This window comes from Methylobacterium phyllosphaerae (genome assembly GCF_001936175.1).
Taxonomy (GTDB): Bacteria; Pseudomonadota; Alphaproteobacteria; order Rhizobiales; family Beijerinckiaceae; genus Methylobacterium; species Methylobacterium fujisawaense.
Genome location: NZ_CP015367.1, coordinates 1 through 23252 on the forward strand (window position 1 = coordinate 1; position 23252 = coordinate 23252).

At 67.9% G+C, this 23252-nt stretch carries 18 protein-coding genes; 12 read left to right on the forward strand and 6 right to left on the reverse strand.

Translation table 11 applies throughout. The features are described 5' to 3' along the window. From MCBMB27_RS30375 to MCBMB27_RS00020, 4 genes are all read left to right on the forward strand, one after another. Positions 1 to 711 (forward strand): P-loop NTPase family protein, encoded by a 711-nt coding sequence (locus MCBMB27_RS30375; protein ID WP_043350885.1) that lies wholly within the window; start codon positions 1 to 3, stop codon positions 709 to 711. A gap of 105 nt (positions 712 to 816) precedes the next feature. Continuing rightward, on the forward strand, positions 817 to 3195 hold the full coding sequence (locus MCBMB27_RS00010) for an RNA degradosome polyphosphate kinase (protein ID WP_043383697.1): 2379 nt from the start codon (positions 817 to 819) through the stop codon (positions 3193 to 3195). 82 nt (positions 3196 to 3277) lie between these two features. Then, positions 3278 to 4831: an exopolyphosphatase gene (gene ppx, locus MCBMB27_RS00015; RefSeq protein ID WP_043383698.1), complete on the forward strand. Its 1554-nt coding sequence runs from the start codon at positions 3278 to 3280 to the stop codon at positions 4829 to 4831. A 532-nt stretch (positions 4832 to 5363) separates the two neighbouring features. After that, entirely contained in the window at positions 5364 to 7823 is a 2460-nt protein-coding gene (locus tag MCBMB27_RS00020; protein WP_236952853.1) for a methyl-accepting chemotaxis protein, read from the forward strand. 110 nt (positions 7824 to 7933) lie between these two features. Here the strand turns inward: MCBMB27_RS00020 and MCBMB27_RS00025 are convergent, their stop codons facing one another. Continuing rightward, on the reverse strand, positions 7934 to 9376 hold the full coding sequence (locus MCBMB27_RS00025; RefSeq protein WP_075379590.1) for an acetamidase/formamidase family protein: 1443 nt from the start codon (positions 9374 to 9376) through the stop codon (positions 7934 to 7936). 82 nt (positions 9377 to 9458) lie between these two features. Further along, entirely contained in the window at positions 9459 to 11789 is a 2331-nt protein-coding gene (locus tag MCBMB27_RS00030) for an NADP-dependent malic enzyme (RefSeq protein WP_075379591.1), read from the reverse strand. Positions 11790 to 11867: 78 nt separating this feature from the next. On the opposite strand from MCBMB27_RS00030, the gene MCBMB27_RS00035 reads away from it, so the two are divergent. Beyond that, positions 11868 to 12518: a CatB-related O-acetyltransferase gene (locus MCBMB27_RS00035; protein WP_051044887.1), complete on the forward strand. Its 651-nt coding sequence runs from the start codon at positions 11868 to 11870 to the stop codon at positions 12516 to 12518. After that, complete coding sequence (locus MCBMB27_RS00040; protein WP_043353490.1) at positions 12515 to 12766, forward strand: DUF3297 family protein; 252 nt, start codon at positions 12515 to 12517, stop codon at positions 12764 to 12766. The genes MCBMB27_RS00035 and MCBMB27_RS00040 overlap by 4 nt, the downstream gene beginning before the upstream one ends. Here the strand turns inward: MCBMB27_RS00040 and MCBMB27_RS00045 are convergent. Genes MCBMB27_RS00045 through aspS form a run of 4 tightly spaced genes read right to left on the reverse strand, consistent with a single transcriptional unit; the run spans position 12736 to position 16889 of the window. Beyond that, positions 12736 to 13068: a type II toxin-antitoxin system HicA family toxin gene (locus MCBMB27_RS00045; RefSeq protein ID WP_078946998.1), complete on the reverse strand. Its 333-nt coding sequence runs from the start codon at positions 13066 to 13068 to the stop codon at positions 12736 to 12738. The genes MCBMB27_RS00040 and MCBMB27_RS00045 overlap by 31 nt on opposite strands. Continuing rightward, entirely contained in the window at positions 13065 to 14141 is a 1077-nt protein-coding gene (locus tag MCBMB27_RS00050) for an acyltransferase family protein (RefSeq protein WP_043755604.1), read from the reverse strand. The genes MCBMB27_RS00045 and MCBMB27_RS00050 overlap by 4 nt, the downstream gene beginning before the upstream one ends. Then, positions 14138 to 15010, reverse strand: a complete 873-nt coding sequence (locus tag MCBMB27_RS00055) for a glycosyltransferase family 2 protein (RefSeq protein WP_075379592.1) — start codon at positions 15008 to 15010, stop codon at positions 14138 to 14140. Before MCBMB27_RS00055 ends, MCBMB27_RS00050 begins: the two co-directional genes overlap by 4 nt. Before the next feature lie 34 nt (positions 15011 to 15044). Then, positions 15045 to 16889: an aspartate--tRNA ligase gene (aspS, locus tag MCBMB27_RS00060; RefSeq protein WP_043760740.1), complete on the reverse strand. Its 1845-nt coding sequence runs from the start codon at positions 16887 to 16889 to the stop codon at positions 15045 to 15047. Between the two features lie 144 nt (positions 16890 to 17033). Here aspS and MCBMB27_RS00065 point away from each other — a divergent pair, with 144 nt between their 5' ends. The 6 genes from MCBMB27_RS00065 to xoxJ all read left to right on the forward strand — a co-directional run bounded on the left by MCBMB27_RS00065 (position 17034) and on the right by xoxJ (position 23212). After that, the gene (locus MCBMB27_RS00065; protein WP_083683774.1) at positions 17034 to 17432 is read left to right on the forward strand and encodes a hypothetical protein; all 399 of its coding nucleotides are present in this window, start codon (positions 17034 to 17036) and stop codon (positions 17430 to 17432) included. 95 nt (positions 17433 to 17527) lie between these two features. Further along, entirely contained in the window at positions 17528 to 18715 is a 1188-nt protein-coding gene (rnd, locus tag MCBMB27_RS00070) for a ribonuclease D (protein WP_075379593.1), read from the forward strand. Positions 18716 to 18825: 110 nt separating this feature from the next. Continuing rightward, entirely contained in the window at positions 18826 to 19113 is a 288-nt protein-coding gene (locus MCBMB27_RS00075) for a hypothetical protein (protein ID WP_043356694.1), read from the forward strand. Between the two features lie 704 nt (positions 19114 to 19817). Further along, positions 19818 to 21623: a lanthanide-dependent methanol dehydrogenase XoxF1 gene (xoxF1, locus tag MCBMB27_RS00080; protein WP_043356691.1), complete on the forward strand. Its 1806-nt coding sequence runs from the start codon at positions 19818 to 19820 to the stop codon at positions 21621 to 21623. A 132-nt stretch (positions 21624 to 21755) separates the two neighbouring features. Further along, a complete protein-coding gene (locus MCBMB27_RS00085; RefSeq protein ID WP_043383711.1) occupies positions 21756 to 22367 on the forward strand; it encodes a c-type cytochrome, methanol metabolism-related in 612 nt (203 codons plus the stop codon). Beyond that, positions 22352 to 23212, forward strand: coding sequence for a rare earth element methanol dehydrogenase accessory protein XoxJ (gene xoxJ, locus MCBMB27_RS00090; protein ID WP_043356681.1), 861 nt, complete (start codon positions 22352 to 22354; stop codon positions 23210 to 23212). Before MCBMB27_RS00085 ends, xoxJ begins: the two co-directional genes overlap by 16 nt. Positions 23213 to 23252: the final 40 nt, after the last annotated feature.

The window sequence follows — 23252 nt, forward strand, 5'->3', positions numbered from 1 at the left end:
ATGCGCGAGAACGCACCACCCCGACAATTGGCCTTCGACCTGCCCCTCGACCCCCGCTATGGGCGCGAGGATTTCCTCGTGGGACCGGCCAACGAGGCCGCCTACGCGCTGATCGAGGCTTGGCCGGACTGGCCGGACAGTGTCCTGGTCCTCACCGGTCCCTCGGGCAGCGGCAAGAGCCATCTCGCGGCGATCTGGGCAGAGCGCGCCCATGCCTGGACCCTCCCAGCTGCCGAGCTGGGGGCCGACGCGATCCAGCACCTCATCTCGAATGGCGCTCTGGTCATCGAGGATATCGACCGGACGGAACGGCTCGACGAAGCGGCGCTGTTCCATCTGCTCAACCGGGCGCGGGAGCGCGCCTGCCCGATCCTGCTGACGAGCGGCACCGGGATCGACGCCCTCGGCCTCGCCACGCCGGACCTGCGCTCGCGGCTCCGGCTGGCGCCGCGCATCGCCATCGAGGCGCCGGACGACGCCCTGCTGCGGGCGGTCCTGGTCAAGCTGTTCGTGGACCGTCAGCTAGTGGTCGATCTCGGGGTAATCGATTCGCTGGCCCTGCGCATCGACCGGTCGCTGGGCCGCGCCCGGGACGTCGTCGCCGAGCTCGACCGCGACGCCCTCGGGCGCGGACGCCGGATCAGCCGGCCGCTCGCGCTGGCCGTCCTGCGGCGCATGGGACTGGACGACGAGCCCGATCCGGCCGGCTGAACGCGGAATGCGGCGGCCGTCACGAAACTGTCGTGAAGGCCGCCGGTCTAGGGTGATACACGCTCCGCCGCCGCGAGGAGCGACGCGTAGAGACAGGGATCGGGGATGGAATCGACGCAGAAGCCCGTGGACCGCGACGCCGCCGACGAGGCAGCCGAGCCCCGTCGGCGCGCGGCGGCCAATCCGACGACGCGGCGCGCGCCCGCGACCCGGCGCACGCAGACCGACTCGATCGCCGCCGGGGCCGCTCCGGCAGCCGCCGCCGACGCCAGTGACGAGTGGCCGGCAGCCGCGGCTCCGGCGGAGCCCGTTGCCGGCGCGGCCCGCGAGCCGGTGCTGGAGGCCGGGCGGTCCCTCCGCCACTCGCCGGAGCGCTTCGTGAACCGCGAGCTGTCCTGGCTGCAGTTCAACCGGCGCGTTCTGGAGGAGGCGTCGAACCCGAATCATCCGCTGCTGGAGCGCCTCCGCTTCCTGTCGATCTCGGCCAACAACCTCGACGAGTTCTTCATGGTCCGCGTGGCCGGCCTGATCGATCAGGTGCGGGCCGGGATCACGGTCCCGTCGCAGGACGGCCTGTCGCCGTCCGAGCAGCTGGCCCGGATCGGCGTGGAGGTCTCGCGCCTCGCCGCCGACCAGCAGGCCCGCTGGCGTGAACTGCGCGCGGAGCTGCACGCCGCCGACATCGACATCGTCGAGCCCGCCGCCCTCTCGGCCGATCAGGCGGCGTGGCTGGAGGAGTATTTCCTCAACCACGTCTTCCCGGTCCTGACGCCGCTCGCGATCGATCCGGCCCACCCGTTCCCGTTCATCCCGAATCTCGGCACCACCATCGCGCTGATGCTGGTGCGTCCCAAAGACGGCCGGCTGCTGCGCGCCCTCATCCGCCTGCCCGGCGTGATCGACCGCTTCGTGCGCCTGCCGGTGAGCGACAGCGAGACCGCGGCGCGGCTGATCACGATCGAGCAGGTGATCGGGATGTTCACCGGGCGGCTCTTCCCGGGCTACCTCGTCAAGGGCAGCGGCGCATTCCGCGTCGTCCGCGACTCCGATCTGGAAATCGAGGAGGAGGCGGAGGACCTCGTCCTGCATTTCGAGACGGCCCTGAAGCAGCGGCGCCGGGGCGTCGTGATCCGGCTCGAGGTCGAGGCGGGCATGTCGGAGGATCTGCGCAGCTTCGTCGCCGACGAGCTGGAGATCGCCGCGGACGCGATCTTCATCGTGGAGGGCATGCTCGCCCTGAACGAGCTGTCCCAGGTGGTCGGGATCGACCGGCCGGACCTGAAGTTCAAGCCCTACAATCCCCGATTCCCGGAGCGCATCCGCGAGAGCGGCGGCGATGTCTTCGCGGCGATCCGACAGAAGGATTTCATCGTCCACCACCCCTACGAATCCTTCGATTCGGTGGTGCAGTTCCTCGCGCAGGCCGCCCGTGACCCGAACGTGGTCGCGATCAAGCAGACGCTCTACCGGACCTCGTCCAACTCGCCGATCGTCGCGGCGCTCGCCGAAGCCGCGGAGCTGGGCAAGTCCGTCACCGCGCTGGTGGAACTGAAGGCGCGCTTCGACGAGGAAGCGAATATTCGCTGGGCGCGCAACCTTGAGAAGGCCGGCGCGCAGGTGGTCTTCGGCTTCGTGGAGCTGAAGACCCACGCCAAGCTGTCGCTGGTGGTCCGTCGGGAGGGCGACAAGCTGGTCACCTACTGCCACGTGGGCACCGGCAACTACCACCCGATCACCGCACGGGTCTACACGGACCTGTCCTTCTTCACGGCGGACCCCGCCATCGCGCGGGACGTGTCGCGCATCTTCAACTTCATCACCGGCTACGCCGAGCCCGCGGAGCTGGAGCGGATGGCGGTCTCGCCATTGACGCTGAAGAATCGCCTCCTCGAGCACATCGACGCGGAGGTCGCCCATGCGAAGGCGGGTCGCCCGGCGGCGATCTGGATCAAGTGCAACTCGCTGGTCGACAGCCAGATCATCGACGCGCTCTACGACGCCTCGGAAGCCGGGGTTCAGATCGACTGCGTGGTCCGCGGCATCTGCTGCCTGCGGCCCGGCATCCCGGGCCTGTCGGAGACGATCCGGGTGAAGTCGATCGTCGGGCGCTTTCTGGAGCACGGGCGCATCTACGCCTTCGGCAACGGCGTCGGGCTGCCGCACCCGAAGGCCACGGTCTACATCTCCTCCGCCGACCTGATGAGCCGGAACCTCGACCGCCGCGTGGAGGCGCTGCTGCCGATCACCAATCCGACGGTGCATCAGCAGGTGCTCGATCAGATCATGCTGGCCAACCTGCTCGACAACCGTCAGAGCTGGCGCCTGCTGGCTTCGGGCGGCTGCGAGCGGATCCAGCCGGCCGATGGCGAGGAGCCGTTCAATGCCCACAAGTACTTCATGACCAACCCCAGCCTCTCGGGACGCGGGAAGGCCTCGAAGAAGTCGAGCCCGCGCGCCCTGAGCCGGCGCGCGCAGCGCAGCTGAGTTTCGCCGCGCAGCGACACTGGGCTAAACCTCCCGCACGGCGCGCCGGCAGGCGCACCGGGCTCATGAAGGACTCGGACGCTTGGGCAGCCCTCGTGCCAACCTCACCCTCGCGCATGATGCGGAGACGATCGGCAGCGCCGCGCATCAGCCGGTGGCAATCATCGATATCGGCTCCAATTCGGTGCGGCTCGTCGCCTATGACGGCCTGACGCGGGCACCGACGCCGCTCTACAACGAGAAAGTGCTGTGCGGTCTGGGCCGCAACGTCCTGACGACCGGTCGGCTGAACGAGGAGGCGGTGACCCGGGCGCTCGCCGCCCTCGCGCGGTTTCGGGTGCTGTGCGAGACGATGCGCGTGGGCCAAGTGTTCGTGCTCGCCACGGCGGCGGCCCGGGACGCCGAGAACGGTCCGGATTTCCTGCGCGCCGCGGAGGCGGCCTGCGGCCAGGAGATCCAGCTGCTCTCCGGACGGCGCGAGGCAGAATTGTCGGCGCTCGGCGTCGTCTCGGGCTTCCACGCGCCGAACGGGGTCGTGGGCGACATGGGCGGCGGCTCCCTCGAACTCGTGGACGTTCGCGGGACCGTGGTCGGTCAAGGGGTGACCATGCCCCTCGGCGGCCTAGCCCTCCAGGATCTGTCCGGCGGCTCGCTCAAGAAAGCATCGAAGATCGTCCGCGAGTATATGCGCAAGGCCGCGCCGCAGCTCGAGACCCTGCGCGGGCGGACCTTCTACGCGGTCGGCGGCACCTGGCGGGCGATCGCGCGGCTTCACCAGGCGGCCCGCGGCTACCCCGTCCACGTGATGCATGGCTACGCGGTGGAGCCGAGCGACGAGCTGAGTTTCCTGCAGGTCGTCGAGCAGACGGATGTGGCGCTGCTGCAGGACGTCGACGCGATCTCGGAAGCACGGCGCCCGCTGCTCGCCTACGGCGCCGTCGTGTTGGAGGAGATCATCCGGGTCGGACGCCCGCGGGAGGTGGCGATCTCGGCATCGGGGGTCCGCGAGGGCCTGCTGTTCGAGCAGCTCGACCGCGACACCCGGCTGCTCGATCCGCTTCTGGCCTCGGCTTCGGAGTTCAATGTTCTCCGGGCGCGCTCGCCACGCCACGGGGAAGAGTTGATCGCCTGGACGGACCAGTTCGTCGCGACGCTCGACGGTCACGAGACCGCCGACGAGCGCCGTCTGCGCCATGCGGGCTGCCTGCTGTCGGATGTCGGCTGGCGGGCACATCCCGATTATCGCGACGAGCAGAGCATCGCGGTGATCCAGAACGCGGCGTTCGTCGGTGTCGACCATCCGGGGCGGGCCTATCTCGCCCTGGCGGTATCGCTGCGGCATACCGGGCTCGCCCCGGAAAAGGCGAACCCGATGCTCCGGAGTGTGGCCGGTCCGCGCCTGTTCGAACGGGCCCGTCTGCTGGGCGCGTTGCTCCGCGTCGCCTTCCCGATCTCCGCCGGCATGGACGGTGCCCTCGGGCGGGCCCCGCTGGCCGTCGAAGACGGCCGCGTGGTGCTGCGGCTGCCCCATGCCTGGGAGGCCTTGAGCGGCGACCGCCTGTTGAACCGCGTTCGCGGTCTCGGACGCATCATCGGCCTCGACGGGCGCGTCGAGATTACGGGCGGATCCTTCTGATCTGATCCAGGCCGGGACCGGACGGAGCGACAGCGCACCTACGAGTCCGCCGCCGCAGGTCGGGTGAGCGACGCGGCGGATTCTTCGCCCTCGGGAATGCGGCGCGTCGCGTTCCTGCGCGCCCTCGTCGCGAACGCGCGATACGCCTCACCGCGACCCAGGCCTCGCAGGCAGCAGTTCCGAAGATAGGCAGACCGGCGCAGGCCGGTTCTCGGACGCGATGGGCATTCCCCCTTAGAACGAGCACGACACAGCGAAGCATTGCGCTAGATATCGCATCTCTTGAGATTTCATTTTTTCGTTTTCAATTTCTATAGGGACAGAATTACTCATAAGGCCGCTTAATAACAGTCGTAATTATCGATACGACCTCGTCAAACCAAGAACGATTCATTTTTAGCGCGTGCAATCGGCAGATTATTCCGCTAAGAGGCTGGAATAAATTTCTCCCAGAACGATCTTGGAATAAATCGGCATGAATTTGCTCGGCAAATTTTCAATTAGAGCAATGATGCTCACGATCATAATTGTAATGGCCGTTATGCTTCTGGGCTATTCGGGAGATAATCTGGTCTCTGCACACCTGACGGCGCAGCAGGCCCGGGAAGCTGTCAGTCTGTCCCGCGCGAGCCGGCACCTGCTCAAGACGATTCTTCCAGTACGGCTCGAACGGGGCTCCTCTCTTACCCTCGGCGGTGAGGACGTCGCCGACAATGACAGCCTCGCCGCCATCGCCACGAACCGCGAGGCGATGATCACAAACCTCAAGGTCGTCCTGGACCTGCTGCGGGACCAGAACGTGCCCGCCGTGACTGCAACACTCAACCGTCTCCATGCGGCTCAGGAGGCCGTGAACGCGCTCCGTCCCCGCGTGGATGCCGCCCTGCGTGTCCCGAAGGCGCAGCGAGACCCCACGCTGCTGCCGATGGTCCTCACCGCCTTTCAGGAACTTCTCGACGCGCTGACGGCGACCACGGACGCCGTGGATGCGGCGATCCCGCGCTCCGACGCGATCCTGCAGCGCTATCTCGTCCTCAAGCGGTCCGCCTGGACGACCCGCGTCGCAATCGGGAACGTCGCCCTGCGGGTCCAGACATCGTTGGCCGCCGGAACCTCTTGGTCGCTTCCCGAGACGGTGGCCGCGGCCGAGGAGCGGGCTCAGGTCCGGACAGCCTGGCTGAACACGAGCGAGGCTGCCGCCGACCTGTCGGAGACCGCGCGCGCGGCGTTCGAGAAAGCCAAGCACAACAATTTCGAGGGTGAGGCCGCCGCCGGGGCCAAAACGATCTTCGATGCCCTGAGCCAGCAGCGGCCCGCGCCCTACACGTTCCAGCAAGTGCGGCGACGGAACACCGCCGAGCAGATGACCATCGTCAATCTCGCCGATTCGGCCCTGGACGAGATGGTCGCCCGCGCCGAGACCCTTTCGGACTTGGCACGCCACGGTGTTCTGCGCAATGCCGCAGCCCTCCTGGCGGCCGCGCTGCTCGTCGTCCTGGGGCTCATTGCCCTGGTCGGGGGCGTGCTGCGGCCACTCCGGATCGTCGCCGGCGCGATGCGGTCGCTGACTACCGGCGAAACGACGGTCGATCTTCCCGTGGCCGCGTATCGGAACGAGTTCGCCCCGATCATGGCGGCCGTGCAAGCGTTCCGGGACAACCTGACCCGCACCCGCGAATTGGAGGTCGAGGCCGAGCGGGCGCGCCTGGATGCCGATGACCAGCGGCGGGAGAGCCTGCGCCAGATGGCCCAGCGCTTCGAGCAGGCGGTCGGCGGCATGATCGGCCAGGTCGGGACGTCAGCCTCCGCACTGCAGGTGACGGCGCAGACGATGACCGCGACCGCCACGCAGACGGCCGGACAATCGGCAACGGTCGCGGCCGCCGCCGAGCGGGCGTCCAAGAACGTCAACACCGTCGCGGTCGCCGCCGAGGAACTGGGTGCATCCGTGCAGGAGATCGGGCGTCAGGCCGATGGTTCGGCGGAGCTCGCGCAGGTGGCTGCGGCCGAGGCCGATCGGACCGCGGCGCGCGTGCGAGAGTTGAGCAGCGCCGTGGACAAAATCGGCGACGTCGTGGGGCTCATCTCATCGATCGCCGAGCAGACCAATCTGCTGGCCCTCAACGCCACGATCGAGGCCGCCCGCGCCGGCACCGCCGGTCGGGGCTTCGCGGTCGTGGCCTCCGAGGTCAAGGCACTGGCTGAGCAGACGGCCAAGGCCACGGCGGAAATCTCCGGCCAGATCGCGGCGGTCCAGGCGTCCACCGGTCAGGCGGTCGAAGCCATCGGGGCGATTACCGCCCGGATCCAAGAGATCAACGGCGTGGCGACCTCGATCGCGGCGGCCGTGGAAGAGCAGGGCGCGGCGACCCAGGAGATCGTGCGCAACGTCGGGCAAGCCGCCGTCGGAACCGGGGAGGTCACCAGCAATATCACCGGCGTCGCTCAGGCGGCGGAGAGCACCGGACAGGCCGCGAGTCAGGTTCTCGATGCGGCCTCCGTCCTGTCGAATCAGTCCGAGCACCTGACCGCCGAGGTCGGACGATTCCTGGCCAGCGTCCGCGTGTCCTACGCCGTTTCGGCCGCGCAGGTCAGGCTGGTGCAGGACAGCTTCGCGAAGGTGCAATCGCTGGGCGACACCGCCTCGGACTTGTTCTACGGGCGCCTCTTCGAGACCGCCCCCCAGGTCCGCTCGCTCTTCCCGAACGATATGAGCGCGCAGAAGCGGAAGCTGATGGCCATGCTGGCCCTGACGGTGGCGAACCTGGATAAGCCGGAAGCTTTGGTCGCGACGGTGCGCGACCTCGGGGATCGGCACGTCGGCTACGGCGCCCTGCAGGCTCATTACGAGCCCGTCGGCGCCGCGCTGCTGTGGACCCTGGAACAGGGTCTGGGCTCGGACTTCACGCCGGAGATCCGACAGGCATGGTCCGAGACTTATCGGGTCATCACCGGTCTGATGACCATGGCCGGAACCGCGAAGGCCGCATGAGCCGGTTTCCCTGCGCAGGCTCGATCGACATCGGCCTCTCCGCGCGCATGATCGCCCGGAGATGACCTGGAGAAGCGCGACGCCGTCCGTGATCGGGGCGTCGCCGCATCTCAGGCGACCCGATCGGAGAAGATCGCCTTCTTGACCACGGCGTGGACGCCCCAATTGCCGTCCACGACCTGCGTGATCCCGAAATCGACCGCCACCGACATCAGCGAGATGGCCTCGTCCTCGGTGAGCCCCTTCGCGTGCATCAGGAACTGGCGCATCTTCCGGAAGGCGTCGCGCATGGCGAGGTCGATGGAGGATTTCTGAAAGATCGCAGTCTGTGCGTCCGGGCCGAGATCGCGCAGGTAGTTCGGGTAGCTGAAGCCCGACAGCACCCAGTCTTCCCGGGTTTCGATCATCGGGAAATCGAGCGCTTCGAGCGGCGTTCCGGGCAGGTCGGCCTTCTTGTGCAGGATGAACTGAAAGGTGCCGGTGAGCGAGCACTCGATCGCGGTGCCGCACAATTCGGAATCGCCCTGGCTGGCATGGGGGTCCCCCACAGAGAACAGGGCGCCCGGCACCGCCACAGGAAAGTACAGCGTCGCGCCCTTGCCGATCCGCCAATTGTCGATGTTGCCGCCGGTATAGCTCGGCGGGATCGTGTTGACCCGGTCGGCCTCGGCCGGCGCGACGCCCATGGTGCCGAAGTGCGGACGGATCGGTACCCGGATGCCCTTGAGAACCTCGTAGGTTTTCTGCGTCTTGGAATGATCGACCGGCAGGCCGGGATAGTCGATGGTCGGGTGTGAGACGCCGAACGGATCGGTGAACCCGGGCCAGCGGAAGCTGTAGACCGCCCGGGCCCAGTCGCGCTCGCCGGTGGCGTCGACCTCGTAGATCGTGACGACCTCGCGCGGTTTATCGCCGGTGATCAGGTCGTTGTAATGATAGCCCCACCAGGCTGCCGCGTTGCTGCCGAAGGCGAGACCCTTGTATTTGGGATTGGCGCAGGGGCGGGGCGCCACGTCGAGGATCCGCACTTCCAACACGTCGCCGGGCTCGGCGCCGCGCATCGCCACCGGGCCGGTGCAGATATGGACGCCCTGACCGCCGCCGGGGCCGATCTTCGCGTCGAGGGCGCCGGCACCACGGGGCGAGACGCCCATCTTGTCCTTGGTCCAGAGATAGACGCTCTCGGCGCCCGGATCGCCCTGGATCATCCGCTCGGCATCGTCGCTCGCCTGATGGGTGAGCGTCTCGATGGTGACGAAGTCCCCTGAGCCGATCTCGACCTTCGGCTTGAGGCTGCGGCTGAAGAAGCCCCAATGGACGGTCTCGGCATTCGCCGGCAGGTGATAATGCGCGGTGGCGGCGATCTTGGCCCCGCTCGCCTGGGCCAGGGCCGGGCTCACCAGCGAGGGGCCGCCGGCCGCGAAGGCCGCGGCGGCGCCGGTCGCCGCGAAGCTGCTCTTCAGGAACGCGCGCCGTTCCGGTTCCAGATCCCGCCGGAACCGGCGGCGATGCTCCTCGAAGGCGTGGCAGGTTGGATCGTCGCCCGCGCACATAGCGTCTTCTCCCGTTGGTTTCGTAACCGCGGGAGCGGTAAGCAAATCGACGGCCACGCTCGCGGCCGTCGACCGGCGTTCCTCATTCGGAGATCATGCCGACGCCGCTCTCTTCGACCCTGGCCAAAACGGCCTCGTCCGCCTGAGCCTCGACGACGGCCGCAGCCGTGACGTTGACGATGCCGCGCGCGGTCACCGAGGGCGTCAGGATGTGGGCGGGCTTGGCCGGCCCGATCAGCAGGGGGCCGACCGGCAGGGCATCCGCCAGCACCTTGGCGAATTGGAACGCGATGTTGGCCGCGTCGAGATTCGGGAAGATCAGCACATTGGCCGCGCCCTTCAGCCGCGACCCCGGAAGCACGCGCTCCCGGACCATCTCGCTCAGCGCCGAATCCGCCTGCATCTCGCCGTCGACCTGAAGCTCCGGGTCGCGCCGCTGCAGGAGCGCGAGGGCGTCGCGCATCTTCATCGCGGAGGGCGAATCCGACTGGCCGAAATCGGAATGGCTCAGGAGCGCGATCTTCGGGGTCATCCCGAAGCGGCTGACATGGCTGGCACAGGCCTGCGCCACGTCGGCGATCTCCTCGGCGGTGGGGTTCTGGCGGACATGGGTGTCGGCCAGGAAGTAGGCGCCGTTATGGGTCACCACGAGGCTCATCGCCGCGCATTGCTCCACGCCCGGCGCGAGCCCGATCACGTCGCGGATGATGCGCAGCCGGGTCTCGAACCGACCCTCCAGGCCGCAGATCAGCGCGTCGGCCTCGCCCCGGCGCACCGCGATGGCGCCGATCACGGTGTTGTTGGTGCGCACCAGCGTGCGGGCCGCGTCCGGCGTGATGCCGCGCCGGCCCGCGACCTCGAGATAGGTCTGTACGTAGGCGCGGTAGCGGGGATCGTCCTCGGGATCGATCAGCTCGAAGTCGCGGCCGTGCTCGATCGACAGGCCGAAGCGCTTCAGCCGGGTCTCGACCACCCGCGGACGGCCGACCAGGATCGGCCGCGCGACCTTGTCCTCGACGATCGCCTGGACGGCGCGGAGCACCCGCTCGTCCTCGCCCTCGGCGTAGATCACGCGCTTGGGCTCGACCTTCGCCTTCGAGAAGAGCGGCTTCATGATCAGGCCCGACCGGTGCACGAACCGGTCGAGGCTGTCGACATAGGCATCGAAATCCGCGAGCGGCCGGCCGGCCACGCCCGAATCCATGGCCGCCTTGGCGACCGCCGGGGCGATGCGCAGGATCAGCCGCGGGTCGAAGGGGCTCGGGATCAGGGATTTCGGCCCGAACGGCCGAGCCTCGCCGCCATAGGCGCGGGCGACCACATCGGAGGTGGTCTCGTGGGCCAGACCCGCGATCGCCTTCACGGCGGCCTTCTTCATCTCCTCGTTGATCTTGTGGGCGCCGACATCCAGCGCGCCGCGGAAGATGTAGGGGAAGCAGAGGACGTTGTTGACCTGGTTCGGGAAATCCGACCGCCCGGTGCAGATCATCGCGTCCGGCCGCTCCTTCTCGGCCAGATCCGGCATGATTTCCGGATAGGGATTGGCGAGCGCCATGATCAGCGGCTTCTCGGCCATCTCCTTCAGGTATTCGGGCTTCAGCACGCCGCCGGCCGAGAGGCCGATGAACACGTCGGCACCCGGGATCACCTCGGCGAGCGTGCGCTTGTCGGTCTCCTGGGCGTAGATGTCCTTCCAGCGGTCCATCAGCTCCGGGCGGCCCTTGTAGACCACGCCCTTGATGTCGGTGACCGTGATGTTCTCGCGGGTCGCGCCGAGCGAGACGAGCAGGTTCAGGCAGGCCAGGGCCGCCGCGCCCGCGCCGGAGGTGACGATCCGGACGTCCGACAGGTTCTTGCCGGCGAGTTCCAGGCCGTTGAGGACGGCGGCCGCCACGATGATCGCGGTGCCGTGCTGGTCGTCGTGGAAGACCGGGATGTTCATCCGGGCCCGGCACTGCTCCTCGACCTCGAAGCATTCGGGAGCCTTGATGTCCTCGAGGTTGATGCCGCCGAAGGTCGGCTCAAGGGCACAGACCACATCGACGAGCTTGGACACGTCCTTCTGGTCGACCTCGATGTCGAAGACGTCGATGCCGGCGAATTTCTTGAACAGGACGGCCTTGCCCTCCATCACGGGCTTCGAGGCGAGCGGACCGATATCGCCCAGGCCCAGCACGGCCGTGCCGTTGGAGAGCACCGCCACGAGGTTCTGGCGGATCGTGAGGGTCGCGGCCTCCTGGGGATCGTCGTGGATCGCCATGCAGGCGGCGGCGACGCCCGGAGAATAGGCCAGGGCGAGGTCGCGCTGGTTGCCCAGCGGCTTGGTTGCCTGGATCTCCAGCTTCCCGGGCTTGGGCAGGCGGTGGTAGACGAGCGCCCCGGCCTTGAGGTCCTCGGACATGTTATCGGCCATCGCCCACGCTCCCGCTCACCTTTTTCACCGAGGACGACGCGGTCGCGCCTCGCACGGGCTCGCGTCTTGACCGGTCTGTTGCACCGGCTGCGCAGGGGGCGCAACCCGCACAACGAGACGCGGCTCCACCTCGCCAAACTGGCGAGGACCTACGGCTTCTCCATAGGCGCCTATTCGTATGGGCGTCCAAAAGTCCGCTTCCCGGAGAGCGGGCGGCGGCTGACGATCGGCCGGTATTGTTCCATCGCCGACAAGGTCGAGATCCTTCTCGGCGGCGACCACCGGCTCGACTGGGCGTCGACCTATCCATTTGCGGCCATGCGCGGGCTGTTCCCGGATGCCCGGGCGCCCGAGGATTACCATGCCTCCCGGGGCGACGTGGTGATCGGGCACGATGTCTGGCTCGGGTCCGGCTGCATGATCCTGTCCGGCGTCACGGTCGGGCACGGGGCCGTGGTGGCGGCACGGGCCGTCGTGACGCGCGACGTGCCGCCCTACGCCATCGTGGCGGGCAACCCGGCGCGGGTGGTGCGGCACCGGTTCGACGCGGCCACGGTGGCGGCGCTCGTGGCGGCGGCGTGGTGGGATCGGCCGCACGACACGGTCACCCGGCTGGTGCCGCTGCTGCAGAGCGGCCGGATCGCGGATCTGCTCGCGGCGTTGCGCGTCAGCGCGGATTCCCGTACCGGCGGGGCCCAAATCGACGACGACCCGAGACCTGGACGATGACCGACACGCCTCCCGACCGCCTCGCCGCCAACCCCAACAGCCCGTTCTACGACGAGAAGGCGCTGGAGCGCGGAGTCGGTGTCCGATTCAAAGGGGTCGAGAAGACCAACGTCGAGGAATATTGCGTGAGCGAGGGCTGGGTCCGGCTCTCGGCCGGCAAGACCCTCGACCGGGCCGGCAACCCGATGACCGTGAAGCTGAAGGGTACGGTGGAGCCTTATTTCCGGGACCCGTCCGCGGAGGCCTGATCGCCCTTCCTGGCAAGAGCGCCCTGGAAGTTGCGCACGGCCTCTGCGACGAGAATCCGAAGTCGCTCCGGGGAGCGCGGTCCGTCGATGATGAGGCTTGCGAGAATATCGGTGCGGCGGGACCGTTGCTTGGCAGTGCGCGGGTGGTTCGACACGCGCAGGTGCCACGGGCCATCGGGCCGCTTCAGATACAGGCTGTCGCCGCGTTCGTTCCGGGCGACGACCGTGAAGCCGTTGGCCTCCAGCATCCGCGCCGCGAGGTCCAGCGCCTTCAGCGGCGAGAGAGGCCCGTCGGCGCTCACGATCCGGCGGGCTCGATCGTGCCGAGGCGACGCCGCCCCAGCGCCCGCACCTTGAGCGCCAGGGCCGGCCGCTCGATTCCGTACCAAGACACGGCGGCGACCGGTACGGTCAGGGCGAGGGCGGGGGCCAGCAATGCGGCTCCCGAGACGTCCGGCCACAGGGCATGCAGGCTCTGCTGGATCGGCCAGCCGTAGAGATAGATCCCGTAGGACAGGTCGGCCGGCGGATCGAACGGTCCACGCGCCAACGGGCCGAGGGCGAGCCAGACCACGCCGTAAGCCTCGGCCAGGAACAGCAGGGCCGGATAGGCCGGTGTCCGCGCGAGGACGAACGCGCCGAAGGCCAGGCAGGCGAGGGCGGCGGCCGAGACCCGCAGGCGGGCGCGCCACAGATAGAGCCCGGCCCCGGCCGCGAAGATCATCGGCAGGCGCAGTGCCGTCTCGGTGCCCTTGGGCAGGTCGAGGCCCCGCAGGGCGCCCATGACGACCAGCGCCAGCGCCAGGCCCACGACAATGATCAGGGCCGACCAGCGCCGCCGGAGCAGACCGCACAGGGCGGCGACGAGAACGCCGAGATAGCACAGCACCTCGTATTTCAGCGTCCAGACCGTTCCGAGGGGCGCCCGGTACGGGTTGCTCTCGAAGACGCCGGGGAGGGCGGCGTTGCTCTTGAAGGTCGTCAGCGTCCCACGGATGAACGACCACAGGCCGGGGTCGCCCAGATACGCGGAGACGGGCAGGCGGGTCATGGCCGCGCCGAGCCCCAGCGATACGACCAGCGTCGCCGCCACGAGTCCCGGCAGGATCCGCAGGGTCCGGGCGATGGCGTAGTCGCGGATGCCGCGGCGGTCGCAGCTCATGGTGACGAGGAAACCCGACACGGCGAAGAAGCCGTTCACCGCGTGCTCCCCGAGCGTGTAGCCGGTCAGACGGGCGAGAGGCTCGTCGCCGGCCGCGCCGGTCGCGACGCTGAACGCGTGGGACACGACGACCGCCAGGGCCAGCATCAGCCGCAGGCCGGTGAAGCCGTTGCGCTGGGCTTCGAGTGCGGCCGCGATCGTCGAGGCGCTCATTCGGTCAGGCCCTCTTGGGCCAGGGCGTCGCGGCCGCGCAGGAAGGCGAGGGCGCCCGCGGCCGAGCCGCCGTAGCGCTCCAAGCCCGACCGGCGCAGAACCAGCGCCGACAGCAGCGCCTTCGGGACGTTGGTCATCAGGGTGGCGCGGCTCGGGTCGGGAAGGCCGTACTTGCGGCTGACATAGGCGCGCGACCAAGCCTGATGCCAGCGCGATCGGAACACGCGGCCCGGCTCCGGCGCCGAGGACCGGCCGCGACCGTGCAGCGCTTCGGCACCATGGACATGGATCAGCGCTCGGCCGCGATCGGCGACGCGCCGGCAGAGATCATCGTCCTCGTAGAACAGGAAGATGTTCTCGTCGAAGCCGCCGAGATCCAGGAACAGGGCGCGCGGCATCATCAGGCAGGCCCCGGAGAGGAACGGTGCGCAGGCATCGCCCTGGGGCGGCGCGGGCCGGCCGCCGGGATTAGCGAGATAGGGCGCCAGCAGCGAGCGTGCCTGGAAGAAGAAGCGCCCATCGGATTCGACGAGGCGCGGGGCCAGAAGGCCCGCATCGGGCCACATCCGGGCGGCCTCCAGCAGGGCATCCACCGCCCCCGGACGCAGGACCACGTCCGGGTTGACGATCAGGATGTGCTCCGCCGTCTCGGCGGCCCGGACGCCCCTGTTGTTGGCGCGGCCGTAACCCTCGTTGCGGGCGTTGCGGATCACCTGCGCGCCGGCGGCTTCCGCGACCGCCGCGGAGGCGTCGCGGCTGGCATTGTCGACCACGATCGCCGGGACGTGCTGACCGGCGAGCGCGGCGAGGCAGCCGGGCAGCACCGCGGCGCTGTCGTGGGCGACGACGATCGCGACGAGGCTCGGCACCGCGCGGCCGGTCCGAGGCCGGTCTAAGCGGACCTCAGGCCTTCTTCTCGGGCAGGTTGAGGCGGATGTGCAGCTCGCGCAGCTGCTTCGGGGTCGCCTCGGAGGGCGCACCCATCATCAGGTCCTCGGCGCGCTGGTTCATCGGGAACAGCACCACCTCACGGATGTTCGGCTCGTTGCACAGGAGCATGACGATGCGGTCCACACCCGGCGCGATGCCGCCGTGCGGCGGGGCGCCCATGCGGAGCGCATTCAGCATGCCGCCGAACTTCTGCTCCAGCACCTCGTGGCCGTAGCCGGCGATGGCGAAGGCCTTCTCCATCACGTCCGGGCGATGGTTGCGGATCGCGCCCGAGGACAGCTCCACGCCGTTGCAGACGATGTCGTACTGGAAGGCCTTGATCCCGAGGATCCGCTTGGTGTTCGCGCCGTTCTCATCCTCGCTGGCGAGGGCGTCGAGGTCGAGCGCCAGGAACTCCTCGCGGTCGATGTTCGGCATCGAGAACGGGTTGTGGGAGAAGTCGATCCGCTTCTCCTCCTCGCTCCACTCGTACATCGGGAAGTCGGTGATCCAGCAGAACGCGTACTGGTCCTTGTCGCAGAGGCCCAGCTCGTCGCCGATGCGGATGCGCGCCTTGCCGGCAAGGCCGGCGGCCTTGGCCTCGGGACCGGCGGAGAAGAACACCGCGTCGCCGGCCTTCGCGCCCGCCCGCTCGGCGATCAGCGCCTGAACCTCGGCCGGGATGAACTTGGCGATCGGCCCCTTGCCGGAGAGCTGGCCGTTCTCCTCCTCGAACACGACGTAGCCGAGGCCCGGCGCGCCCTCGGAGCGGGCCCAGTCGTTGAGCCTGTCGAAGAACGAGCGCGACTGCGCCGCCGCGCCAGTCGCCGGAATCGCCCGGACCGCGCCGCCGGAGGCGATCACGCCCTTGAACGCCTTGAACGCCACGTCATCGCGGGCGAACAGGTCGGTGACGTCGGCGATGATCAGCGGGTTGCGCAGGTCCGGCTTGTCGACGCCGTATTTCAGCATCGAATCCGCGTAGGTGATGCGCGGGAATTCCTTCGTGACGCGCTTGCCGTCGGCGAACTCCTCGAACACCCCGCGCAGGACCGGCTCCACCGCCTGGAACACGTCCTCCTGGGTGACGAAGCTCATCTCGATGTCGAGCTGGTAGAACTCGCCCGGCGAGCGGTCGGCGCGGGCGTCCTCGTCGCGGAAGCAGGGCGCGATCTGGAAATAGCGGTCGAAGCCCGCGATCATCGTCAGCTGCTTGAACTGCTGCGGCGCCTGCGGGAGGGCGTAGAACTTGCCGGGATGGACCCGCGACGGCACGAGGTAGTCGCGGGCGCCCTCGGGCGAGGAGGCGGTCAGGATCGGGGTCTGGAACTCGAAGAAGCCGCCGTCGCGCATCCGGCGGCGGAGCGAATCGATGATCGCGCCACGCTTCATGATGTTGGCGTGGAGCTTCTCCCGGCGCAGGTCGAGGAAGCGGTACCGCAGCCGCGTCTCCTCGGGGTATTCGAGGTCTCCGAAGACCGGCAGGGGCAGCTCGCCCGCCGGGCCGAGCACCTCGAGGTCGTCGATGTAGACCTCGACCGCGCCGGTCGGCAGCTCGGCATTCTCGGTGCCGGCCGGGCGCGTGCGGACGCGGCCGTCGATCCGCACGACCCATTCCGAGCGCACCGCCTCGGCGGCCTTGAAGGCCGGGGAATCGGAATCGATCACGCACTGCGTCAGGCCGTAATGGTCCCGCAGATCCACGAACAGCACGCCCCCGTGGTCGCGGATGCGGTGGCACCAGCCGGAGAGGCGGACACTCTGCCCGACGTCGGACGGGCGGAGCGCCCCGCAGGTGTGGGAACGGTAACGGTGCATGATGGGCTTCTTCTGAGGGAAGGCCGGCACCATTCACGCAAGGCCCCCCAAGTCAAGCGCGCGGCAAGCAGGACCGCTCCGAAAGCCGCGCCGCAATCGCCGTGCGGCCTACCGGGCGGACCCTCGAATCCCCATATGATGTCCATGACCGACAACGTTTTTTTCGCGCCGGAGCGACCCGCGAGGCCCGCGCCCGGAAGCGCTCCTGCCGGGTGGCGGACCCTGCCCCTCGCAGGCCATTTCGACCTCGTCTACGAGGACGCGGCCGGCGCCTGGAGCAACCGCTCCCTCGACGCGCGCGAACTCAGGCTCGGTCCGGGCCGGACACTGCTCGGCGGCATCGACGCGCGACGCGGCGGCTATCGCGGGTTCCGGGTCGACCGGATCCGCCGGCTCGTCGATGGGGCGACCGGTGAGCGTATCGAGACCGGGATCCTCGACCGTCTGCTCGGGCGCGCGGAGGCGCAGCGACGGGCCGACGCCCTGCGGATCCGCCGGCAGACGCGGCTGCGCCGAAAGGCGGCTGTGGGGTCTCCGGCGTGACGAACGTCGCGCGGCGGTAACGGAACGCGCGCGAAAGATGGGGACCCGAGCGGGTGCGTCTCCCCATGTCGACTGCGGTTGCGTATAGCCGATGCATGGACCTGATCACCACCACTGACGCGCTGCGCCAGATCTGCACACGTCTCGCCGAGCAACCCTTCGTGACCGTCGACACGGAGTTCATGCGCGAGACGACGTACTATCCGAAACTCTGCCTGATCCAGATGGCGGCCCCGGACGGCACAGGCGTCTTGGTCGATCCGCTGGCGCCGGGGCTCGACCTCGAACCCTTCATCGCGCTCATGGCCGACGAGCGTACGGTCAAGGTGTTCCATTCCGCCCGGCAGGATCTGGAGATTATCTGGCTGATCGGCGGGATCCTGCCGCATCCGTTCTTCGATACGCAGGTCGCCGCCATGGTCTGCGGCTACGGCGATTCCGTCTCGTACGAGCAGCTCGTCAACGACGTCGCCAAGGCCAAGATCGACAAGTCTTCGCGGTTCACCGACTGGTCGCGGCGACCGCTCTCCGAGGCGCAGTTGAGCTACGCGCTGTCGGACGTCACCCACCTCGTGAAGATCTACGAGGTTCTCGTGGCCGAGCTGCTGCGCACCGACCGGGGCGCGTGGCTCGACGAGGAAATGGCAGTGCTGACCTCGCCCGAGACGTACCGTGCCGATCCCGCCCAGGCGTGGCGGCGGCTCTCCGGGCGGATGCGCAAGCCGCGGGAAATCGCCGTGCTGATGGAAGTGGCCGCGTGGCGCGAGAGCGAGGCGCAGGCGCGCAACGTTCCGCGCGGGCGGATCCTGAAGGACGAAGCGGTCATCGATATCGCATCCGCGGCGCCTCGGAACGCCGAGGCGCTCGGGCGGCTGCGGACGATCCCGGCGGGATTCGAGCGGTCCCGGACCGGGGCCGACATCGTCGCTGCCGTGGAGCGCGGCCTCGCTCGCGACACCAGCGCCGTCCGGATGCCCGAGCGGGTGCGGCGGAGCGGGGGCAACGGGGCCATCGTCGAGTTGCTGAAAGTGCTGCTCAAAGCGGTCTGCGAGACGGAGGGCGTCGCGCCCAAGATCATCGCGACGGTCGACGACCTGGAGGCGATCGCCGATGACGATACCGCCGAGGTTCCGGCCCTCCAGGGCTGGCGGCGGACCCTGTTCGGGGACAAGGCCCTGGCTCTGAAGCAGGGGCGTCTGGCGCTCTCCGTCGAGGCCGGCCGCATCGTGGTGCGCCCGCCCCAGGGTGACACCGCGCCGGACGGCGTCGAGCGGGCCGGATGACAGCGCCGAGCCGGCAACGGGACAAATGACGCGCTCGGGCGTGACTCGCAGAAGGGCCGGGATTAAATGGCAATCGGATTGCCGCTTAGTCCCGCCCTTGCGCCCCGCGTATGTTCGAATCCAACGAGATCCTGAAGACGCTGACGGGGCGCGGTCTCGTATCGGCGGAGGGCTGTGAACCGGCCCGCGTCCGCTACCGGCTCGTGGTCGAGCGGCGCGAAGGCGGCATCGTCGCGTACGGCAACCTCTACGGCAGTTCAGCAGGCCTCCGGCCGATATGGCTCGAGCCGGATGCCCAGCTCAGGCTCTCCAACGGCCGCCGGCTCAACATCTCCGTGACGGATCTGGTCGGCGACGTCGCCGAGTTCGAGAGCACGGGACCGGTCGGCGCGCTCTGACGCCCCGCCCAGCACAGCACTTCTGAGAGTTAGGCGCCCGGCGGCCTCGGGCTGGCCGAAAACCGATCGTTCCGGACCCGGGACGATTCGGCAATTTGTCGCGCCTGACGCAGACTGCGACGAACGGGATCCGCGAAAAATTCGGATGCGGCGACTGGGCGCAGACGGGCAAACCGGGAAAATTCGGCAATGAACGGGCGTCGGACCATTCTGCAGTGCAGTTGACTCGCCGACGTCCCGCGCGTTCCTTTCGACCCGCTATGCGGCCAGACCAAGCGGGCGACGCATGCAGACACCCAGCAAAGCTTGTTCGTTTGCAAGATCCGCATGGGAGGCGCCGACGTCTCCGTCAGTTCTGCCTCAAAGAACGGCAAGCTCCTTGTGCATCGCAGCATTTCTTTTCGCAAACGCATGACATCGCCCGTGCCTTTGTCATGCGAAGAGAAGCTTTCACCGTGTGACCACAGCCCTCGAACGGCGAGTTGACGGCGCTCAAAAATCTCTTAAGGTCCGTTCAAGCCTCGGTTTCGAGGGAGCCGCCTCAGGGATGGCGGTTCCTGGCTAGGGGATCAGTAGATCTCCTCGAAGTCCACTATGCCCGCTACCGAGGCGTCCATCCCTGTCGCAAACAGTCAGGTCGGAGTCCGCGTGACGCCGTTATCGCTGCGCGTCGCAAATACTCTCAAGACTTGTCGGAGGAACCCATGAGAGCGGTACATCTCCTTGCGCTCGGCGCAGGTGTCGCGGCCGTCGCCGCGCCGGCGCTGGCCAATGAAAGCGTCATGAAGGGCATCGCCAACCCGGCGGAACAGGTTCTTCAGACGGTTGATTACGCGAATACGCGTTATTCGAAGCTCGACCAGATCAACGCCAAGAACGTCAAGGATCTCCAGGTCGCCTGGACGTTCTCGACCGGCGTTCTGCGCGGCCACGAGGGCTCGCCGCTCGTCGTCGGCAACATCATGTACGTGCACACGCCGTTCCCGAACATCGTGTACGCCCTCGACCTCGACCACGAGGCGAAGATCATCTGGAAGTACGAGCCGAAGCAGGATCCGTCCGTGATCCCGGTCATGTGCTGTGACACGGTCAACCGTGGCCTGGCCTACGCCGACGGCGCCATCCTCCTGCACCAGGCCGACACCACCCTCGTGTCGCTCGACGCCAAGACCGGCAAGGTCAACTGGTCGGTCGTGAACGGCGATCCGAAGAAGGGCGAGACCAACACCGCCACGGTTCTGCCCGTGAAGGACAAGGTCATCGTCGGCATCTCCGGCGGCGAGTTCGGCGTGCAATGCCACGTCACCGCCTACGACCTGAAGACCGGCAAGAAGGTGTGGCGCGGCTACTCCGAGGGCCCGGACGATCAGATGATCGTGGACCCGGAGAAGACCACGTCGCTCGGCAAGCCGATCGGCAAGGACTCCTCGCTGAAGACCTGGGAAGGCGATCAGTGGAAGACCGGCGGCGGCTGCACCTGGGGCTGGTTCTCGTACGACCCGAAGCTCGACCTGATGTACTACGGCTCGGGCAACCCCTCGACCTGGAACCCCAAGCAGCGTCCGGGCGACAACAAGTGGTCCATGACCATCTGGGCGCGTAACCCGGATACCGGCATGGCCAAGTGGGTCTACCAGATGACCCCGCACGACGAGTGGGACTACGACGGCATCAACGAGATGATCCTCACGGATCAGAAGGTTGACGGCAAGGACCAGCCGCTTCTGACCCACTTCGACCGTAACGGCTTCGGCTACACGCTGAACCGCGAGACCGGCGCCCTGCTCGTCGCCGAGAAGTTCGACCCGGCCGTCAACTGGGCGTCCAAGGTCGACATGGACAAGGGCTCGAAGAACTACGGCCGTCCGCTGGTCGTGTCGAAGTACTCGACCGAGCAGAACGGTGAGGACACCAACTCCAAGGGCATCTGCCCGGCGGCGCTGGGCACCAAGGATCAGCAGCCTGCGGCCTTCTCGCCGAAGACCAACCTGTTCTACGTGCCCACCAACCACGTCTGCATGGACTACGAGCCGTTCCGGGTGACCTACACCCCGGGCCAGCCCTACGTCGGTGCGACCCTCTCGATGTACCCGGCCCCGAACTCGCACGGCGGCATGGGCAACTTCATCGCGTGGGATGGCGTCAACGGCAAGATCAAGTGGTCCAACCCCGAGCAGTTCTCGGTGTGGTCCGGTGCTCTGGCCACCGCTGGCGACGTCGTGTTCTACGGCACGCTTGAGGGCTACCTGAAGGCGGTCGACGACAAGACCGGCAAGGAGCTGTTCAAGTTCAAGACCCCGTCGGGCATCATCGGTAACGTGATGACCTACCAGCACAAGGGCAAGCAGTACGTGGGCGTCCTGTCGGGCGTCGGCGGCTGGGCTGGCATCGGCCTCGCGGCCGGCCTGACCGACCCGAACGCCGGCCTCGGCGCGGTGGGTGGCTACGCGGCTCTGTCGCAGTACACCAACCTCGGCGGCCAGCTGACGGTCTTCGCCCTGCCGAACTAATCGGCCGCAGGGTTAGACGTGAAAAACGATGCCGGCGCGGGTTCCCGCGCCGGCATCCTTGTGATTAGACTTTCTCGCAAGAGGCTGCGGCTCGAGGGAGACGAAGAGCCTCGATCCAGGGAGACACATGCGTTGCTCAACCTCAGCAAGATCGTAACGCGGCCGGTTATCGCCGCCCTCGCCCTAGCGACCGTCTCGACGGTTGCCGTACATGCTGAGGATGCCAAGCCCGCCGACCCCAAGCTCGCCAATTCCTTGAACGCGAACGACAAGACCGCCGAGCAGGATCCCAAGCTGCTGAAGCAGGATGCTGCGACGAAGGTCGAGGACGGCAAGTATTTCGATGCCGACGGCCACCCGACGTTCCACGTGACCCAGGACGGCAAGATGCTCGACTGGTACACCTACTCGGGCTACCGCCGCTATCACGCCGAGTGCCACGTCTGCCACGGTCCGGACGGCATGGGTTCGACCTACGCGCCGGCGCTGAAGGATTCGCTGAAGCACCTCTCCTACGAGGAGTTCATCGGCATCCTGGCGGGCGGCAAGCAGGAGGTGAACTCCGCCGAGCAGAAGGTGATGCCGGCCTTCGGCGACAACAAGAACGTCATGTGCTACTCGGACGACCTGTACGTCTACCTCAAGGCGCGCGCCGCCGGGGCGATCGGGCGTATCCGTCCGTCGGATCATGAGGACAAGCCCGACACGGCCAAGAAGGCCGAGAAGGAATGCATGGGCGGCTGATGTCGTCTCTTGCCCGGATCGCCGTCCTCTGCGCCCTGACATTCACCGGGGCGCAGGGGGCTCTCGCCCAGCATCTGCCGGATACGGTCACCACGGACGTGCTGCGCGTCTGCGGGGATCCGGGCAACATGCCGTTCTCCGAACGCAAGGAGGACGGCTTCGAGAACAAGATCGCGGCGATCATCGCCGACGAATTGAAGATCAAGGTCCGCTACTACTGGCTGACCCAGGGTCCCGGCTTCGTGCGCAACACGCTCGGGACCGGCCTCTGCGATCTGATCATGGGTCAGGCCTTCGGCAGCGACCTCGTCCAGACCACCAATCCCTATTATCGGTCTGCCTATACGCTGGTCACGCGCAAGGGTGAGTACGAGGGCGTGACCGCCCTCGACGATCCGCGCCTGAAAGGCAAGAGCATCGGCGTGATCGCCGGGACGCCGCCGGTCAACCGCATGGGAGATCTCGGCCTCGTCTCGACCATGAAGGCCTACGCCCCCTATCAGCTCGACCCGGCCCGCAAGCATCAGACGGTTGCCGCCGAGATCATCGCGGCGCTGGCCGCCAAGGAGATCGACGCGGCCGTGCTGTGGGGGCCTGCGGCGGGCTGGCTCGCCAAGCAATCGGGCGTTGCGATGAATGTCGTGCCCCTGCTCAAGGAGCCGGAGCGGCCGCCGATGGCCTACCGGATCGCCATGGGCGTGCGGATCGGCGAGAACGATTGGAAGCGCTCGCTGAACACCGTCCTGCGCAAGCGTAAGGCCGATATCGACGCGGTCCTGCGCGCCTACGACGTGCCGCTCCTCGAAGAGGATGACAACAAGCTCGCGGAGCCGGCCGAGCGCTGATGCACCGTTGCGGGTCGCCGCTCGACGGCGACCCGGCCGG

Coding starts and splice junctions, on each gene's coding strand:
- MCBMB27_RS30375 (WP_043350885.1), top strand. CDS start 1: ATGCGCGAGAACGCACCACCCCGACAATTGGCCTTCGACCTGCCCCTC.
- MCBMB27_RS00010 (WP_043383697.1), top strand. CDS start 817: ATGGAATCGACGCAGAAGCCCGTGGACCGCGACGCCGCCGACGAGGCA.
- MCBMB27_RS00020 (WP_236952853.1), top strand. CDS start 5,364: ATGGCCGTTATGCTTCTGGGCTATTCGGGAGATAATCTGGTCTCTGCA.
- MCBMB27_RS00025 (WP_075379590.1), bottom strand. CDS start 9,376: ATGTGCGCGGGCGACGATCCAACCTGCCACGCCTTCGAGGAGCATCGC.
- MCBMB27_RS00030 (WP_075379591.1), bottom strand. CDS start 11,789: ATGGCCGATAACATGTCCGAGGACCTCAAGGCCGGGGCGCTCGTCTAC.
- MCBMB27_RS00040 (WP_043353490.1), top strand. CDS start 12,515: ATGACCGACACGCCTCCCGACCGCCTCGCCGCCAACCCCAACAGCCCG.
- MCBMB27_RS00050 (WP_043755604.1), bottom strand. CDS start 14,141: ATGAGCGCCTCGACGATCGCGGCCGCACTCGAAGCCCAGCGCAACGGC.
- aspS (WP_043760740.1), bottom strand. CDS start 16,889: ATGCACCGTTACCGTTCCCACACCTGCGGGGCGCTCCGCCCGTCCGAC.
- MCBMB27_RS00065 (WP_083683774.1), top strand. CDS start 17,034: ATGACCGACAACGTTTTTTTCGCGCCGGAGCGACCCGCGAGGCCCGCG.
- rnd (WP_075379593.1), top strand. CDS start 17,528: ATGGACCTGATCACCACCACTGACGCGCTGCGCCAGATCTGCACACGT.
- MCBMB27_RS00075 (WP_043356694.1), top strand. CDS start 18,826: ATGTTCGAATCCAACGAGATCCTGAAGACGCTGACGGGGCGCGGTCTC.
- xoxF1 (WP_043356691.1), top strand. CDS start 19,818: ATGAGAGCGGTACATCTCCTTGCGCTCGGCGCAGGTGTCGCGGCCGTC.
- xoxJ (WP_043356681.1), top strand. CDS start 22,352: ATGCATGGGCGGCTGATGTCGTCTCTTGCCCGGATCGCCGTCCTCTGC.